A 19,246-nucleotide genomic window follows, 5' to 3' on the forward strand; every position below is an offset into this window, starting at 1 on the left:
ATCGATGTTGCTTGTGTCAAAATGCGCCATCTCAATCGACAAGTCATAAAGTAATGAATTATCAAGCAGCTATTTTCGACATGGATGGGTTACTCCTCGACACAGAACGCGTTTGTATGCGTATCTTCAAAGAGGCATGCGAAGCACAAAATCTTCCTTTCTTCGAAGAGGTTTACTTAACCATCATTGGCCGCAATGCCGCTGGCGTTGAAGCGATTTTTCGTAAGACCTACGGTGATGACTTAGACCGTCTGCACAATGAATGGCGTACTCGCTACGATGCGGTCGTGAAGCATCAAGCGATTCCGGTAAAAGACGGTGTGGTTGAACTGCTTGAATGGTTGAAAGAACAAGGCTTACCTATTGCGGTTGCTACTTCAACTGCAAAAGAAGTGGCACAGAAGAAGTTGGAATTGGCGGGACTAAGCAAGTATTTCGACAACTTAACGACAGGCTGTGAAGTGTCCCACGGCAAACCAGATCCAGAGATCTACCTGCTTGCAGCAAGTCGTCTAAACGTAGATCCAACCAAATGTATCGCGTTTGAAGATTCCAACAATGGCGTACGTTCTGCAGTAGCGGCGAATATGGTCACTTTCCAAATCCCAGACCTTGTAGAACCTTGCGAGGAAGTTCGTGCCTTTGGCCATGCGATTGTTCCTTCCTTGCATCACGCATTAGCTGAGTTAAAACAGGCATAACCCGTTTCCTCTCATCTAACTGACTAAAAACGCTCCATCTTTTGGGGCGTTTTTTGTGGATAATATTTACCCAACTTTACACTGAGATGTGTAGTTCTATTCACAACATTGATGGATAATCGCTCGTATAACCACAAATAAAACGAGGATTAATTCATGCTCAACAAGAAGCCATTAACTTGGCAAACCATTACATTGCACTGGATAACAGGGCTTGCCTTTATCGGTGTATTCGCGCTTGGTCTATACATGGTTGATTTGCCACGTAGCCCAGAAAAGTTTGAGTGGTATGGCATCCACAAATCACTAGGCGCTATCATTTTAGTTGTCGCTCTTATCCGTCTAGTGTGGCGCTTAAAAGAAGGCGCTCTGCCACCCGCTTCAGAAATGCCTGCATGGCAAGATAAAGCGGCCAAAGCAGTACACGGTATCCTTCTGCTTGCTACTTTGGCAATGCCTATTTCTGGTATCGCAATGAGCGCAGGTGGCGGCCGAGCGGTCGATATCTTCGGTTGGGTTATTATCGCTGAAGGTCCAGAAACCCCTTGGCTTCAAGAACTCGGCTCAACCATTCATCACTCTGCAGTTGAAATTCTGATTGCCGTGTTTGTTCTCCACGTTGCTGGCGCCATCAAACACCAAGTGGTCGACAAAGATGGCACCATTTCTCGAATGCTTGGTCGCTCATAGAGTCCATATAGATACAAAAAACGCACTCTCGATTGGGAGTGCGTTTCACTTTTAGCTCATCAACATCTCAGAAGAATCGAGCGGTTGAGGTTCTGCCGTCTGCTTCTTCTGCCAACGGTCGATCACAAGCGTCGCGATCAAATCCCCTTCCACATTAACAGCGGTGCGGAAGGTATCTAGCGGTCTTTCTATCACCAACAGAATCGCAATCGCTTCCAGCGGAATACCCGCAGCCAGCAGCACTAACTGCATCCCCGACATGGAGCCCGAAGGCATGCCCGGCGCACCAACGGAAGAAACCATTGCCATAATAAAGATCATCACCAATCCAGTGGTACTCAAATCCACACCAAACAACTGTGCTAGGAAAATAGCAGCGACACCTTCAAATAGCGCGGTGCCATCCATGTTCATTACAGAGCCGAGTGGCAACACCATGCTGCTGACTTCTGGTGCAACATCTAAATTGTCTTCCGCACTTTGCTTTGCTAAAGGCAGCGCTGCCGCACTTGATGACGTTGCAAACGCCATCGCTAGAGGTGCTGAAATCGCTTTAAACAGCGCAACAGGAGAAATCCCCGTCATTACCTTGGCGATGGTTGGTAACACGACTAACCCGTGCACCATTGTGAGTGCAAACACCAGTAACGCAAACAAGGCGAGTTGCTGAATCAGATTCCCACTTGAAGTCAGCGTGATATCAAACACGATCGCAAAAATGGCAATCGGAGACAGTTTAACGATGCCTCGAATCATGGTGTTGACGCTTTTGTTCAGCCCCGAAATCACCGCTAGCAACGGATGACCTGATGGAACAGACAGCAAAATCGCAACGCCTGCCATAAAGGAGAAAACCACGATCGCCAGTAAGTTACCATTCGCCAGTGCAGCAAACGGATTCACCATCGCCATCTTAACAAGATTAGTGAGTATGGCGGCACCACCAGCGCCTTGCTCGTCAATCAAATGGACATCACTACCCACAGAAACGCTTTGGCTAAGTGGCTCCCATGCAGGTAAGGCTAGCGACGCCCCAAGTCCTAAACTAATGGCAATTAAGGTGGTGAAACTGTAGAAGAGCAGTGTTCGCCCACCTAGCGCTTTAAGGCGAACGGTTGAACCAATATTGGTGATGCCTTCGACAAGAGAAAACAGCACCATCAGGCCCACCACCATTTTCAGTAAGCCGAGATAGACCGTTTTGCCCAACATTAAAATTTGGTAGTAATCACTCGATAGTAAAAGCGATTTGTCTGCCAACCCATGGTCGACTAAAAGAAGGATGGCTTGAGCCCCACCCCACGCAAGTAGGGCAGAAATAAGAAGTTGAACGGGCAGAGAGAGTTGCAAATGACGCATAAAAAACACCTAGCGCCACAAATCCTGATGATTTGGGCGCTCGATAAAAATGAAAAAATGGAAGTGAAGAGTCACGGCTTGGATTAAGACCAAGAGCCTTTGTAATATGGGTTCAATAAAACTTTTACGCGTTTAAGCACTACTAAAGCCGACACTCGGAACCAACCGAAAATAACGCGCTGATGCAGCCTAAAGATCGTGTCGTACAAGCGGCGAACGTAGCGTCCACGCAATACGACTTTATCATTCATCAATGCGCCAACCGCGTAGTCATGTCCAAGAGCAACGACCATTCCGCCGTCTTTGAATACAAACGGTTTTAACTCTTTGCCTTTCACCAAGCGTTTAAGTTGCTTCGCCAAATGTGCAGCGGCTTGGTTGGCGGCTTGCGCTCGTGGTGGTACAACACGTCCATCCTCTTGTGGACATTCTGCACTATCACCGATGACAAAAACGCTCTCATCAAGAGTGGTTTGCAACGTTGGCAACACTTTAAGCTGGTTAATGCGGTTGCTTTCTAGACCATCAAGATTCGCTAACCAATCTGGGCATCGTATCCCCGCCGCCCAAATTTGCAGATCGGCAGGAATGACTTCATTTTCCGTCACGATACGGTCTGCTTCTGCACGCTGAACCTTGGTGTTTAAGCGAACATTAACACCCTGCTTTTGTAGCTTCTTCAACACTTTTGTAGACATGCACTCAGCACTTGCCGGTAACACACGATCCGCCGCTTCGATAAGTGTAATCGAAAGCTGAGTATCATCTTGATAGCGGTTTAATTGCTTGCTGACTTTCGCCCATTCGGCCGCCAGCTCAACACCAGTCGCACCTGCACCCACGATAGAAACACGATGTGAGCCACCGTTCGCCAGCATTTGCTTCATCTGCTCCCACGCTTTTTCTGCTTGAGAAGCCGAATCTAAGAACAAGCAATGATCGCTTACGCCCGGAATTTTGAAATCGTTACTGATCGCGCCAACGGCAATCACGAGGTAATCGTATTTCAATGTTTGCTCTGGAGAGAACTCAGCGCTCACCGTAATGGTTTTATTTGCTCGGTCTAAACCTGACATACGAGCTTGAACATATTGGTAACCGTGGCAAGCAGCATGAAGACGAAACGCAACCGAATCGAGCTCATTATCAAACGTGCCCGCCGCAATCTCATGCAGTCTTGGTTTCCATAAGTGATGAGAAGATGGCTCAACCAAAGTAACGGTATGGTCAGATTTGCCTGCAAAACTGCTCGCTAAACGCGTGACCATTTCTAGACCCGCAGCACCACCACCGACAACAACAAAATTCGACATACTCCCCTCCCGGAAACCATCCATCGAAAGATAAAAATCAAAAACGCAGCAAATACGTTTGGAATGGCGGGCATTATATTGAGTTGCAAATAAATGATAATAAGCAGAAAAAGAAAATAACTATTACGAATTTGTAATAATGAAAACTAAGCATCTGAGCCAAATGCTAAAAACAAAAAAGCCACCACTTTTCAGTGATGGCTTTGCTTCATCGATGTTGCTTTGTCTTAATTAGCGAGGATCAAGACCTAGCTTTTGTAGTACCAGTTTGAAGTTCTCACGGCGCTCTTTCACGTTGTGAACATCACCTGTCGAACACGTCAGATCCGGACAGCCACGGTTAACGATGCCTGAAACGTCATCGATAAATTGTGAACCTTGCAGACCACTATCCACATACTTCTTCAGTTCGTTGTGGTAGTTCCAATCCGCGTACTGACCGCCTTCATCGTTGTATGCCTGAACTGACGTTACCCAATAGAACAGACCTGCGATCCACTTGATCTCTTTGTTCTCTTCCGAGCTACAAATCAGACCTGGGTTAGAACAGAAGTCTAGCTCAGCATAAAGTGGGTTCGCCGGTGGTGCTTCTACCGTTACGCCATCAATTGTCTTACCAATGGTTGATGGATCAACGTGCGAACGACCTAGGTAGTGGTTAAGCGTACCGAAGTTTTGACGACCTGTGGTTTGGATAACACCACGACCCCACCAGCCACAGCCTTCAACGCTTTCTTGGCTGCTGCCGTCCCAAATGAACTTACCTGCTTTCTGACCAACGTAAGTCTTACACTCGTCGCGTTCCCACACTTGCTTAGACGTATCTACGCTTTCTGGAACATCGTTACAGTGACCGTTGTTTGTCCAACGACCTGCTGCACCGTTCACCAATAGGCCACGCTCTTCAAGCACTGCATCAGGAGCTGCAAAGACTGGAGCTGGAGCGCCATACCATTTCGCATGAGTAAGAGCGCTGACTTCCATTTTGTCATCACGAGGACAAGAGTAAGCGTGGTCCAAACCAGAAACAGGGTTTACACCGTAATCTGCGTATTTCTGACCCAATTGACCACAGCTTGCTGTCATTGGGTAATCCGCAGGCGCGCCGTATTTCACTTCAGACCAGTTGTTTTCATCACACGCGTTGTAACGGATGGTCTCTTGCATACTTTGCGCAAGGAACGCAGCAATCGCGACTTTCGCGTATTTGATGTTGGTTGCGTCATCAACTTCATCGTTCATCAACCAGAACTTGTTGCCCGCTACACCAATGTTGTGCATTGCGTTCAAGCCATCTAGGAAGTCGTTCCATTTGTAAACCGTTGACGGAACCCACTGAGATTGTGGTGTTTCGTATAGGAAGGCTTCGTTATCCATCACGCTTTCAGCATTTGCTAACTCTTGGTTTAGCGCTTCAATACGAGTCAATGAACCTTTCTCTAACTCTTCACCTACGTAGTACAGTGGCACTTTCGCCGTTTGGTAAAGTTCAATTTTGCTGGTTAGGGCTTGAGAGTCTTGATCAAACATCAATGCAAACACGTTGCTGTACGCCGCTTTACGGATTTGCTGATCGGTTTGCGTGTTGCCCATGAAGTAGTTTGCAGTTTGCTCTGTCGGCATGTTCGCTAGCATTGCAGGCGCATCAACGTAATCTGTCACCTGTTTTACGTACTCCAGTGCATGATGCCACTGCTCACTTGTTAGGGCAGCGGTAGCGTTTGATTTAGTAAACGCTACAAAATCAGCTTTGTTCGCAGCATCTGCTTTGTAAAGCTCGAAGCTATCAAGTAGATCGGCTGTGAAAACGGACGCTTCATCCCATACAGACTGACGACCAGAGTGGGTATCGTATGCAAACTCACCAATGCTTAGTGACCAACCAAATGTCGCTTGTGGCGCAAGGGTGGTGAAGATCAAGTTGTAAGCATGCGCCCAGCCTTTCACATCATCACTCAGTGCGTTGATCGCATCAATATCAATACGGCTACCCGTGATATCAATGGCATTCGTCAGTGCTTGTTTAACCGCAACGGCACCAAACGATGCACCTTTGTCTTGCGTAGCGAGATCCAGAACATCCGATTGAATCACGATAGATGCTGTACCCGCGCTCTCTGCTTGTTCGATAGCCGACACAAACGAACGTGTCAGTTGCTCTAGGTCTGCGAGCGCATCACTGCTGCTTGCTGCAATAGTTAGCGTGCTTGGCGCTTGAGTGGATGGGCTCGCCACTACGAATGTATTTGGCCAACCTGCCACCTCTAGACGCACTGGGTCCATTGGGTTACGCAATGATAGCGCTGGCGCTGTACCCGGCTCAGTACCATCACAGTTTAGATGCAATGACCATGAGCTATCGCTGCCAGGAACAGATTGAGTCCAGTACACAGCTGAGTAAGCAATGTTTTTATGAACCATAATGTCGCCGCCTGTTGCGTGATCACCACGAGTCCAGTCTGGGTACACATTAAAGTCAGCACACAGTCCACCTGTTGGCGGAGGTGTCGGTGTTTCTACTTTTTCAACTGTGATGTTTACACGTGTTGTCGCCGTTAGGTTCTCAGCATCCGTCGCAATCGCTTCTAGCTTAACTGCACCAACTTCTGACGCCGTCCAGTTACAAGAGAACTGGTTTGTGGTTGCTGCGTTGAAGTCACAGATTTGCTTGTTGTTTGCTTTCACGATAACGCGAGACAAATCATCATCAGCATCCGTTGCACGAACGGAAATCGATACCGCTTCACCTTTTTCAAACTTAGAACCGTTCGAAGGCGAAGAGAAGCTCACTTCTGGCTTAACAAAGCTTGGAGCTGCTTCAATAGCAACAGCGATACTGCGTTGTTCAACCATTTGGTTGTTCTGATCGAGAACCACCACTTTAAGTGTCGCATTGCCCACTTCATTTGGCGTCCAAGATTGAGAATACGTCGTTTGACCTGCAGCGATGTTACGTTGACCTAGCTTGCGGTCATTTGCCCAGAACTCCAGTTTCGAGATCAATTCACCATCAACGCGTGCTTTGATCGTCGTAGCCTGACCCACCATCAATGTTTGACCTTGTGTAGGCGCGACGAACGTCAGCTCATGCACTTCTGGCTCCACAGGTGGCTCAACTGGCTTCTCTTTTACTGAAATGCTGACCGTTTGTTGCTGTGTAAGACCTGAGGTGTCTTCCACTACGGCTTTGATCGTGTGAGCGCCTGCGCCAACAGAAGTCCAACTCGCTTGGAATGGAGCTTGTGTTACGCGAGCTACTTGTTTGTTGTCGACAAAGAAAGTCACCGCTTTAACGCTGGTATTTGTCGCCGTTACGTTTGCTAGCATGGCAACCGCTTGACCTTCTTCAAACTCAGCGCCGTTCACTGGCGATGCCAATTGAAGAGAAATTTCTGGTTCGCCAACTTCACCTTCATCGTCAGCAATCAGACGAATGGTATTTTGAAGAAGAGTCAGATCCAATACGCCGCTCACACCGAGCGTTAGCTCAATGCGTTCACCTGCCGGAAGTTGGGATTTCACCCAGCTACCGCTATCAAAAGCGAGCGCAAGTGTGTTCTTGAACACGTTACCTTGCGCGTCGCTGGTGAACTTCATTCCCGGGTAGCTGATGCCAGTCGCAGACCAAGATGGTGTCGACATTGATAGGTTTGAATCAAACGTCACTTTCGCATCACGCAGTTCAACTGGCTTTGAACTGTCGTTCGTTAGGATCACTTTGTAAGTGTTCCACCACTGGCTTTCTGAGCCGACGATAGTTGCGTCTGTGATCACTCCTGCGTGTGCAGCAGGCAACCCCATACCGATCGCCAGTGCTAAAACACTTGGCATGATCGCTAGCGTATTCTTTCTCATAATTAAGGACTTATACAAACAACAATAAAAAGGAACAGCATTATAGAGGGGGACTTTTTTCGCGCCGCAGCGGACAGATGTAACTAAATGTAACTCAACTTACAGATGTAAAAGTGCCAAAAATAAAGCGTCTTTTTACGTCAATTTGACGACATTTCGCACGCAATCGATAAGCAAACATAAATCTGGGACTCTAGTTCAATTTTCTGAAAGTGTGCGCAAGATTAAACAAATCAATTTATCCGTTTCTACAAATAGTGGAATTTGTGTTTTTCGCACCTTTATGCATCAGAAAATCAATAAGTTACAGAATAAATACACTTGAAATACTTAGTTACATGTTAGCGAAAAAAGCACCAAAACTTGGCCGTTCTTAAGACATAAATGAAGCACCTAAAGCGGTTATCAAGATCGTCTTCACACTTCTTAATTGAAGCGCTAAAAATAAGGTATATGAATGATCATCCAGTGAAAACGATAAGTATAACTTTGCAACAAAACGTCAATATCCGGATTGAAGCACGGTTTCAGATTGAATATTCGATGATAATGAGATGCATTGGATCGGTTTGAATCCAAGTCAGCCCAAAATAAAATATGGAGAGTGTTATATGTCTTTACGTTTAGTAGCAGCAACCTTTGCACTAATAGGAATGAGCTTTGGCGCACAAGCGAGCGAAGAGTGTGAAGTGTCTATCGATGCAAACGATATGATGCAGTTTTCGACCAAAACTTTAAGTGTTCCGGCAACGTGTAAAGAAGTAAAACTGACGCTGAACCACACAGGTAAGATGCCAGCGCAGTCAATGGGTCACAACGTAGTCATTGCAGACACGGCTAACCTACAAGCAGTCGGTACAGAAGGCATGTCAGCAGGTCTTGATAACAACTACGTGAAACCTAACGATGATCGCGTTTATGCCTTCACTAAAGTGATCGGCGGCGGCGAGAGCACATCCATCACGTTCAGCACAGAGAAAATGACTCCAGGGGGCGATTACTCGTTCTTCTGTTCTTTCCCTGGTCACTGGGCAATCATGCAGGGCAAGTTTGAGTTCAAATAAGCGTTCACGCTCGGACTTAAGCCTCTGAAAAAGAAAAGGGAAGCACGATGGCTTCCCTTAATTGTATCTGTAGTTCAAGAGTTAAAACGCGAAATGATCGTACTCTGAACTGTCGTCTGATTGGGTGTATTCGAGTTTCGCAATGTCATCAAACGGCATGGGTTTATAGAAATAGAAGCCCTGAATCAAATCAATCCCCTGCTCTGCCATAAACTCTAACTCACGCTCCGTTTCGATACCTTCCGCAACGGTTTCAGCTCCAGTGATTTTCACCAGTTTAGCTGTTAGTCTGAACAACTCTCTTCCGTTCTTGTTATCTAGGTTGAGCACTAAAGAACGGTCGATTTTCACCTTATCAAAATCGTATTTCGACAAGTAGCCGATCGACGAATAGCCGGAGCCAAAATCATCAAGCGCGATCTTCACCCCTGCTTCTCGTAACTCACTCAACACACGGTGGGTACGATGCTCATCTTGAATCAACATGTCTTCGGTAATTTCAAACTCAACTTGCGAGTAAGAAAGTGCGCTTTGGTGAATCATCATCAACACTTTCTCTGTGAAATCTGGCACCAAACACGTTTCTGGAGACAGGTTGATCGACACCTTAAAGCTTGGACGGTTCGCTAACGGTGCAACTTCTCGCAGCGTCGTTTCTACTACCCACAAGTCCAACTCACTCATCAAACCGACTTTGGCGAAATCTTCTAGAAACGTTGGAGGCGTGATCTCACCCGTTTCAGAGCGATGACGAATCAACACCTCAAGCGAACGAATCTCACCAGTGCGAGCGTTTACCTGCGGTTGGTAGAACAGGACGAACTCACCGTGTTTCTTCAAATCGCTGATGCGTTTCTGAGCAGCAAACTTATTGGTGATCTCTGGGAAGAACGCCCCCGCGACTTTGCCGTTGTCTAAGCCCTCATAGTTGAAGAAATCATCAGAGACTGACTTCGCAAACAAAGCGTTTGAGCTGCCAATTTTGTCCATCTGCTTAAAGAACGGATAGTAAATCACGATACCGACCAGAATAATGATCAGCTGTAATATCGCGCCCGTCCAAGTGTAACCTGTACCGATGTAACCACTGGCTAATGGCGGTGTCATCCAGCTCATGATTTCTGTTATCGGCGCAACTAAACCCATCACTGTAGCAATGTACGCAATGATAAGACCGATAATCGGCGCAATCAGAAACGGCACAATCATGACTGGGTTGAACATGATTGGTAAGCCATAAATGATCGGTTCGTTGATGTTGAACAAACTGAGTACTAAGGCCGTCGCCGCCAGTGCTTTGTAACTGCGATTCTTGGTCAGAAACAGCATACACAGCACCAGAGAAATGGTGTTTCCTGCCCCACCCATTCCCGCATAAAAGTCATAGAAGTTGGTGGTTAAAATTGGCAATGGTGTGCCGAGTGCTTCGTGGTTCTCTATCGCGACACGCGTTGTCTCATACAGCTCTGCTTTGTAAGGAGCAAAGATGATGTGGCCATTGATGCCAATAGACCAAAACAGGTTACGTACAAACTCATAGATAATGCCATCAAGCAAAGAGTTCGGATCAAGTTCTGGCAGCAGAAAACTCGCGATATCCGCTGCGCAAACCGCCTTGCCTAGCACGTAGCCAAGAGCAGAATATCCAACCACCAATACAACGGTAGCCATCACAAGGTTGTATGACTGATCCACCACATTTGGCAACTCTGAACGCATGAACCATTTTCGGTTTTGCATCACACGCACAGACCAAGCGATCACTGTTGGTACAAGAATCGCTAATGGATAGTTACTCGGGACGACAGTGCCTTCTTGCAGCAAGCCCCACTCGTTACACACGATAAAGTAAACCATCAGCGATGGCGTGATGACATTTACGCGAGAGACTTTCAGCAAAGAAGAAAGAAACTGCGAGAAATACACTAACAGTAAGATCGGGAAAAGCTTCCAAATGATCGCGCTTGCCGTGCCTATCGTGATGCCAAGTTGCTCATAGCCAGCAATCATAAATAGGTTACTCAGCAAAGTACTAAATGCTGAAATAAGCGACACGGGCAATAACATCACGAGGACATTACACAAACCGTTAATGTATGAATTGGAAGAAATTAAAGTAAAAAGCCGATTAATGTATCGATTATTCATTTGGCTAAGTAAATCCATCAAAGTACGACTCAAAGAGCCGTTCAGGAAGTTCGCCGCAATTAAATCCGTTTAGTTTGTTTCGCAATGAGGGAGAGTTTCGACATGCTCGTCGAGGACGGTATCATTCGAGTAACAAAGCGTTGATCGTTCAACGTTGCGAATAGTCACTCAACAAAGGTAGCCATAGCCAACTTGTTGTTATCATCCAAACAAAAAGAGCACAAGCTAGGACCCTCGTACTCTTTTAGTCTGGTTAAACGCGTTGTTTCTTGGGTCAACGTCGTTTGTTATTTCGCCTGCTATTTAAGCAAGGAGGCGCACATTAGCGTTAGCAAGTCTATATTTCCACTCGACTTTGTGATTGTGACGATAAAAGTGGCTTGTCTTGTTGCTCATAAAGGATGTCCACCAGTGGTGACGGGCGAGCAAAGAAATAACCTTGCACTTTATCGACCCCACAGCCTTTCACAAAATCGTACTCTTGTTGGGTTTCCACCCCTTCTGCAACCACTTCGCAATGAGCAATGTGGCCCAACTTTGCGACCAACTCATAGAGGTCTCTGCCCTTTTGCTCGTTGGCATCGAGCAAGAGAGAACGGTCGAGCTTGATCTTATCAAACGGGTATTTCAGCAAATGCGGGAACGACGCATAACCCGTACCAAAGTCATCCATCGCGATACGAATGCCTTGAGCTTGCAGCGCTTCCATAGTTTTAATCAAAAACACCTTATTGCTAAGAATCGCTTCTTCGGTAATTTCAATTTCCAACCACTCTGGCGAGATGCCGTAGTGGGCTAAGCGCGATAGTAGGTGCGGCACAAACTCTTCTTGCTCAATCGTTGCTACTGCGATGTTGATGGCAATACGGCGATCTTTCGACAGCGTCATTTGCTGCATATCTGCCAAGACTCTTTCAATGACTAACTTATCCAACAGCGGCATTGAGTTGAGCATTTGGAAGTCACTCACAAACGTCGGTGGGCAAAGGTTTCCGTCTTTATCGATATAACGAAGTAACGCCTCATAAGAGAACACGTTAACCTTCTTAGTCGACTGAAGTTTTTGATAAAACATCACCAACTCACCTTCTCGCAGTATCGTCGTTAAACGCTTTTGTGCTGTTGATTTGCTAATGCTGGAGTTATTGGAGTCTCTTACATTGTTCAACAATGATTTGAATATCGAGCTCTCAATACCGGTATAGGCGGTGTTCGCACGAAACTGCGCCGAAAACTTCCCTGCGTATGCCAAGTAAAATGGTCGGTAAATGAAAACACCCAACACAATGATCAACGCTTGCAGAATCGAACCTTCGATTTGATTTCCCATAGCCATGTAGCCACTGAAAATGGGTGGCGTCATCCAGTTTACGATGTTCTCTACTGGTGGCACTAAACCAAACGAGATACACGAATAGGTGATAACAAAACTCACCAAAGGCACCAGAACGAAAGGGACGATCAGGATCGGGTTAAAGATGATCGGCAAGCCAAACAGCAACACTTCGTTGATGTTGAAAATCACCAGTGGCATTGCGGCCAGAGCAAGCATCAAGTGGTTACGCTCTCTCGCGAACATTAGCACGCAGAGCAGCAAGCTAATCGAGTTGCCAGAGCCGCCCATCGACATGAATGCATCATAAAAGCCTTGGCTGATAACGTTGAGTGGCGCATCCCCTGCTTGCCAAGCCATCATATTGGCTTCGGTAGCAGCAAAGATCTGCTGCTTAATCGCAAACAGCAAGTTGTGTCCGTTGATACCAATCGAGCCAAGTAAACCCAGCACGGTTTGATACATCAATCCGCCAGTGAGCGTAAGTGGGTCGACACCCAGATCCTGGACCATGCCACCAAACAACGCCATAAAAATCGCGGTGAAGTGGGACATGACCAAGGCCACCAGCACAAACAAGAAGAAGTGCACTACGTGTTTGAGCAAGCGGGACGAGAAATCTAGGGCTTGCGGCTCTAGCAAACGTATCTTGAACAGGCTGCAATACACGTACGTCATGGTCGCGCTCAATAAAGCGAGTAACGGATTGTTTGGCAGCATATAAGTCGCAGACAAGCTGCTGTTTTCTATCGAGACCAAATAAAACATGATCAGCGAGTAGATGATGAACAGCGCGCTCGAAACATTGGTTTTGTGGGAAAGGTAGTACCCTGCCACGACACAAAACGCACTTGGATAGAGGTTGATCAAAATGTCGGAGACGTGGAATAACAACTGCGACAAATCAGCCAAACCAGTAAGCCTGAAAACGTGTCCGAGAAATATGGCCAACGCATTAGACAAAGTCAGTGGAAGTAACAGCAAAGCAATAGACGCCAAATCCGTTAAATAGGACTTGGAGCTCGCTCGCCATTGACTCACCACTGCCAATAAACGTTGGGCAGGTGCAAATTTGAGTGTAAAGCCAGTTTGCATGGAGCATCTTATTATAAATGGGGGAGTGAGCTGTTAAACGAACAGCCGTAATTGCAACCTGTGCCTTTTTAGGCGTGACCATCTATGTAGTCTTAGTTAGTAGTAATTTTTAGTTCTTAGCAGCAAGCGTAAGTTGTGCGGATAGGTTGCGAGGCGTAATTTAGCGATTATATGCGCCTCGATCCATTAAGATTATTTGTCGTGACGATAAGTGAACGCATAAAAATAACCCTCGCTGTGAAAAGCGAGGGTTATCATTTGCCAGATGATTATTGAGTGAGAACTTAATGCTCAGTATTCATTGGAAATCGTTGCTCATAAAGCTCCATAAAGTCTTTACGAATCAGATGCTCTAAATGGTTTGCCTTGTCAGTCGGGCAGAAAATCATGATGTGCAGGATTTGCTCACCATTGATGTTGCTTGAGATATGGATGTGCGGCTCTGCACCCGGTAGATCGACACCAGCGTGCTTCTCGATCATCGCGTTGTAGCGGTGAGCAACATCGGCAAAGTAACTGCAATGCTCGTCAATCTTATCGGTCAGTAACGGCAAAAGTGGGTAGAGATTGACGAAGTCTTTCACCACGACAGAAAAGTCATGGTAGACGTAACGCTTCATGAAGTTGAGGTTCTTCACTGGGTAGGTGAAGAACATGCTGTTGGGCAACGTCGCGGTTTTCCCCGTGAAGTGGTATTGCCCATGATGCAGGTCGATTTCTTGAATCACTGTCGCCATCATGTTGTGCTCAATAACCTCCCCACACAGCTTGCCGACTTCAATCCAGTCACCAATGCGGAATGAACGCGAACTAGCGCGTTGAATCGAGCCGGTAAAACAAAGAATAATCTCTTTGGATGCGACCACGATCGCCACTGCAATCGCCGTAACGCTTAGGGCGAACTCACTGATTTCAGATTGCCATAAGATGAACAATAGAATCAAAGTGAGAGCAAATGTGCCGTTTTTGGTTCTCGACATCCAACTGCGTTGTTCTTCCGTAATGAAGGCATCGTCGCCACGAATTCGAGACAGAATCAAACGACGTAGAACAATGATAAACAGCAGGATTAATGCGGAAAATAAAATTTTGTGAGTGAGAAGAAAATCGACGACTAACTGCACTTTCTCCATTACCCGACTCCCTGTTTGGTTTAGATAGGTTGACCTTTCATGCTAAATATCGCTCAGAAAACAGATAGCTAGCTTGCGAGAGGACAACCTTACCAAATTATTCAGTCGGTTGCCCCAGTTCACTCTCTTTAAATACGATAAACGCACGGCGGTTTAAAGCATTGGCTTCTGGAGATTCTTCGTTGATCACAGGTTGAAGCTCACCAAAGGCTTTTACTTCCCACACAAACTGCGATGGATCGAGTTTCGTCTTGAGATATGCCACTACGGTTTGCGCTCTTCGCTCCGCCAATTGTTCATTATAAGAGAGCGAGCCCACTTGGTCGGTATGACCAGCCACCATAATGCTACCTTCTAAACCTTGCAGTTTTGCGATGAAATCATCTAATTGTGAAAGGTCTTCCGGTTTTAATTCCGACTTATCGAAATCAAAGTGCGGTGTCATCGCCATGTAGATCTTACGTTCTGGTTTTGGCGGCTCACAGAAAGGCATCTCTTCGTACTTCTTCGCCTCTTCAAACATCACGTAAGCACGACGGTTTTCAGCACGCGCTTGATCCGATTTACCCAACGCTAGCGGCTGCGACTCACCAAAGTGCTTCACTTCCCAATCGTATTGCTCTGGATCGAGTTGTTGCTGGAGATACGCTTCTACCGATTCAGCGCGGCGCATAGACAGCTTCTCGTTATATTCGTCAGAGCCTTTAAAATCAGTGTGACCAACAATCGTGATGCGTCCGCTCAAGCCTTGAATATCACGGATGAACGCATCTAGGCTTGCCGCATCGGCTTCACGAATGATGGATTTATCGAAGTCGAAATGCTCGGCAACCGCAATATGGATTTCGCGTTGCGGCGCTAAACATTCACTGATCAGAAACTTGGAGACATTGACATCGGCAAACTTTTCTCGGTTCTCTTGGCTTACATACGCGTCCGCCGAGCACCCTGCCAATATTGCCCCTGCGATCATGCCGCTTAACAAACGAATCGTCGTTTTCATATCGCCCTCTTATAACTTACCAACTAGGTTAATGAACACGCCTGATGCGTCGTAATCGTCATCATTCGCTAGGTTGCCATCAAAGCCTGAGAAGTTGTAACCCACACCGACTTTGAAGTTGTCGCTCAAATGTTTGTTAACCGAGACCAATGCGCCCTGCTCTAGTTCGTCATAGGTGCTGTCCGTCTTCCAGTGGTACTCACCAGTCACGTCCCAGTCTTTCATAACACGGTAAGAGGCACTCAAACCGTAGAGAGAAATTTTACTGTCGACTGGAATGTCTTCGCCTGACTGACGAGTGAAGATCTCATGCTTGTCTTTATAAGCGTATTTCGCGCCTAAATCCCAGTTTGCATCCAACGAGTAGATACCTTCGATTTCGATGATGTGGCTTTCTTCATCTTTGTAATCCACATCGCGGTTAAGTTGGTCGAAGTCCACCAAATAGGTGTAGCGAGAGAGTACGTTCAAACGGTCGTTGTAGATTGGGCGATATGCCAAACCTGCGGTCGACTCAATAAAGCGAGCCAACACTTTATCGCTCGATTTACTCTCTGAGCGTGAGTAGTTGAACTTGCCAAACAAGGTGTACTCTTCCGTTAGATGATGCGTGTAACGGTTAGTCGTCACCCACTGGTCGACACGTTTTTTATCTGGGTCTGCAGAATCATCAGTCTTGTCGACACGGTATTCGACTTTGTTCTTGAACAATACGTCATCCACATCAATCGACGTGCTCACACTCACGGCTTGGCGCTCGGTGGTAATCTTCTGGTCGTCTTCGATTTCACCTTTTTGGTAGCCAATACCCATGTCGATGTCATCATTCATATCGTAACCAAAACCAAACGAGTCAATACGACCTTTGCCGTTGTTCTCATCAACAAATTGGTTTTCTTGGTAGAAATCGACCGTTGAAGTCAGGTCTGCACGTTGACCGACAATCACGTTGTTTTTGCCTTCGTAAGTGTCGTCTACGTAGGTTAAGTACGTGCTGTAATCTTCAGTTACGTCATACGTCACGCTCGCTTCTGCGGCATCACCGCGATCGCCTGTGGTGTATTCCGCGCCAACCACAAAGTCTTCTAGAATGCGGGTTTCACCACCTAGCGTGACGCTGTCGTTCTCGTCGTATTCGTCGGTTTGACCTACGGTTTTCTGACCTTTGATGTACACGTTGTTGTCGCTGTCCCAAATGTAATCAGCACGTAGACCCGCTAACGTCCCTTTGCCTTTTTCATCTTGGTTGTTTAGCTCTTCAACTTGTTTACCCGCTGCCGAGATCTTAATGTGTTTGGTAACTTTAACTTGGGTTTCCAATTCCGCTTGCTGGGTATCGGTTCGCAAATCACCATCGGATTCACGCTCTTCAACCGAGGTAAAGCGCGTCTTCACGGCAACTCGGTCAGTGGCTTGGAAACGAATTTCGGTACCGTAAGACTCTTGCTCTAAGTCATCATCTTGGCTAGCAAAACTGTAACCTGCGTCTTTGGATTTGTACCAAGCTTTGACGTCGTTACCTACCGCAGAGAATACGTTAGGAGCTAAGTCGTAAAGGTTCATCACCCCTTTTACTTGGTAGATATCACCTTCACGATCTTCCGCATTGCTGCCAATCGGAGTAAAGGTTAAGCCGCCATCGAAAGATACGTAGTTGGAATCGGTTTGACGACCTTTACTGTGTCCGAATTCGGCTTTCAAGTACGTACCTTCTGATGCACGCAAGGTTAAGTCCGTGCCGTACGCTTCGTAGTCTTGGTTGTCTTTTTCTTCGGTTTGGTAGTTTGCCCCCACACCGATGTAGTCATTCACCCAACCTTTCACACGACCACCAGCAGTCATTGCGTCAAGCGCGTCACTGCCTTGAGGGACGTATTCATAGTCCACCGCAAGATAGTTTTTATATCCTGAACTCGGTTGGTCGTTTATCACATCACCAAAGTTATCCGAAATGATGTTGTTCAGCGGTCTGGTCAGAATAATGCGCCCTTGGTACGGATCGATTTCATAGTCACGCCCCGATTGCAGCGGCATTTCTTGCACAGTGATGCTGCTGTCTGGGTCGACAACTTTCACCATTACTTTGTCACTGCCCGGTACCACTTCACCATGACGCAAGAAGTACAACGAACCACCAGTACCTAGGAATTCATCGTGAGCGAAGAGTGAATCAGATTCAGCCGCAAAGCCAACAATGTTTAGGCGATCCTCACCAAACTTAGTGGTTGATCGCGTACGGTAATCCCCTTTGAAGCCGTATAAACTACGGTTGTAATCGTTGTTGTCGGTGCCAGTAATGCCGGTGTTGTAGTTACCCCACAAAACATTGGATTTGTCGTACTCAACGTTAAGGTAAACCTTACCTTTGGTGTTCACCACTTTGTAGATGTTGGAGCTGTCACCATAGTTGCCGTAATACATCTCATCGTCGTCTTCGAGAATGTCGAATACGCTGGAGGAATCAGAAGCAAACGGGTTCTTAAACATGTCTCGAACGTCACTCTCTTTAGTATCAAAGTGAGTGGTAACTCTGAGTTTGTCGCCAAACTTACCCTGACCAAAGTACGCCAAGCGTCCTTGGTTGTAGATGTCATCTTGGTATTGCTCGTCGACGGCTAATGCGGCGGAGTTGCCCGTCACTTTGTTTTTACCGATGTAGAAATCCGCAAGACCCGCTTGTACCCAATACTCATCAGGAATACGCACGTACAGTTGGTAACGACGCTCTTCACCACTGTCGAATACCACGCGAGTTGGGAACAGATAGGCATCTGCTGGCAAGTATTGTTCTGCGTATAGTTCGCCCTCTTCCACATCAAACTCGTCTTCGCCAATCACGACTTTATCGACGCCTTTTAGTCCCGTACCCATGAATCTTGCCAGACCCGCAGAGGTTGGAATGTTGTGACGCATCAACTGAGCTTTACCAAGCTTGCGGCTTTGCTCTTCTTCACCGTCGTTCTTGTCGATATCGACTTCAGAATCTGGCTCGACAAGGTCAATCACACCAACCGTCGTCACATCCATATTGCCGTCTTTATCAAAGGCCTTTAAACGGAACAACAGCTGCGTGTTGGATTCAAATTGATACTCTTGGTCGGTCACGCCATCCCAAACAATGTTGAAATCGTTCGCAAATTGCTGGCCTTCTACCACTGCTAAAGGGTCAACCAAGCCACGGTCACCACCACGGAAGACTTCCAATTGGTAATGGTCGACGTAGTAGCTGAAGTTGGTTGTGATAGCGAAGCTCATTTCTTGCAATGGCTTGCCATCTTTCACTTCAACATCGCTGCTAATACTCAGGTCAAGTACCGGGTCAAATCGCATGATGTCGCGGCTTACCCAAATCGCACCTTGGTCTAGGTAGATACGTGAGTTATCCGTTTGTTCGTGAGCTTTTACTTCAATACCCAGTGAGTCACTGTCAAGTTTCTCCAATTGGCTGGTGTCTTTCGCGTACGAAAGTATTGGCAACGCAGCCGCGATACACATTGTCAGTTTTGATTGTCTAAATCTAATCATAATAATCCTGCTTAACCGCTTGAGTGG

11 protein-coding genes are annotated in these 19,246 nt (G+C 46.7%); 3 read left to right on the forward strand and 8 right to left on the reverse strand.

All coding sequences use genetic code 11. The features are described from left to right. Window positions 1-53 precede the first annotated feature (53 nt). Both ACLIIY_RS27980 and ACLIIY_RS27985 read left to right on the forward strand, forming a co-directional pair. On the forward strand, window positions 54-701 hold the full coding sequence (locus ACLIIY_RS27980) for an HAD family hydrolase (RefSeq protein ID WP_199482263.1): 648 nt from the start codon (window positions 54-56) through the stop codon (window positions 699-701). 156 nt (window positions 702-857) lie between these two features. Next, window positions 858-1,391, forward strand: a complete 534-nt coding sequence (locus ACLIIY_RS27985) for a cytochrome b (protein ID WP_005441227.1) — start codon at window positions 858-860, stop codon at window positions 1,389-1,391. A 51-nt stretch (window positions 1,392-1,442) separates the two neighbouring features. On the opposite strand, the gene ACLIIY_RS27990 is transcribed toward ACLIIY_RS27985, so the two are convergent. The 3 genes from ACLIIY_RS27990 to ACLIIY_RS28000 form a co-directional block, all read right to left on the reverse strand. Next, a complete protein-coding gene (locus ACLIIY_RS27990; RefSeq protein WP_045417289.1) occupies window positions 1,443-2,750 on the reverse strand; it encodes a dicarboxylate/amino acid:cation symporter in 1,308 nt (435 codons plus the stop codon). Window positions 2,751-2,833: 83 nt separating this feature from the next. Continuing rightward, window positions 2,834-4,063 carry an NAD(P)/FAD-dependent oxidoreductase gene (locus tag ACLIIY_RS27995; RefSeq protein ID WP_045417292.1) on the reverse strand — a complete coding sequence of 410 codons (1,230 nt, stop codon included), beginning with the start codon at window positions 4,061-4,063 and terminating at the stop codon, window positions 2,834-2,836. 231 nt (window positions 4,064-4,294) lie between these two features. Then, complete coding sequence (locus ACLIIY_RS28000; RefSeq protein WP_434528971.1) at window positions 4,295-7,918, reverse strand: Ig-like domain-containing protein; 3,624 nt, start codon at window positions 7,916-7,918, stop codon at window positions 4,295-4,297. A gap of 611 nt (window positions 7,919-8,529) precedes the next feature. Here ACLIIY_RS28000 and azu point away from each other — a divergent pair. Then, window positions 8,530-8,982: an azurin gene (gene azu / locus ACLIIY_RS28005; RefSeq protein ID WP_434528972.1), complete on the forward strand. Its 453-nt coding sequence runs from the start codon at window positions 8,530-8,532 to the stop codon at window positions 8,980-8,982. An 81-nt stretch (window positions 8,983-9,063) separates the two neighbouring features. On the opposite strand, the gene ACLIIY_RS28010 is transcribed toward azu, so the two are convergent. The 5 genes from ACLIIY_RS28010 to ACLIIY_RS28030 all read right to left on the reverse strand — a co-directional run bounded on the left by ACLIIY_RS28010 (window position 9,064) and on the right by ACLIIY_RS28030 (window position 19,219). After that, window positions 9,064-11,130, reverse strand: a complete 2,067-nt coding sequence (locus ACLIIY_RS28010) for an EAL domain-containing protein (protein ID WP_270050363.1) — start codon at window positions 11,128-11,130, stop codon at window positions 9,064-9,066. Window positions 11,131-11,467: 337 nt separating this feature from the next. Further along, window positions 11,468-13,558 (reverse strand): EAL domain-containing protein, encoded by a 2,091-nt coding sequence (locus ACLIIY_RS28015; RefSeq protein WP_434528973.1) that lies wholly within the window; start codon window positions 13,556-13,558, stop codon window positions 11,468-11,470. Between the two features lie 284 nt (window positions 13,559-13,842). Further along, the gene (locus ACLIIY_RS28020) at window positions 13,843-14,691 is read right to left on the reverse strand and encodes a mechanosensitive ion channel family protein (protein WP_005441240.1); all 849 of its coding nucleotides are present in this window, start codon (window positions 14,689-14,691) and stop codon (window positions 13,843-13,845) included. A 97-nt stretch (window positions 14,692-14,788) separates the two neighbouring features. Continuing rightward, window positions 14,789-15,694, reverse strand: a complete 906-nt coding sequence (locus ACLIIY_RS28025) for an OmpA family protein (protein WP_041053786.1) — start codon at window positions 15,692-15,694, stop codon at window positions 14,789-14,791. Between the two features lie 9 nt (window positions 15,695-15,703). Then, a complete protein-coding gene (locus tag ACLIIY_RS28030) occupies window positions 15,704-19,219 on the reverse strand; it encodes a hypothetical protein (RefSeq protein ID WP_434528974.1) in 3,516 nt (1,171 codons plus the stop codon). Between the last annotated feature and the right edge of the window lie 27 nt (window positions 19,220-19,246).

It is taken from the genome of Vibrio sp. K4 (assembly GCF_051122595.1).
In the GTDB taxonomy this organism is placed as follows: domain Bacteria; phylum Pseudomonadota; class Gammaproteobacteria; order Enterobacterales; family Vibrionaceae; genus Vibrio; species Vibrio owensii.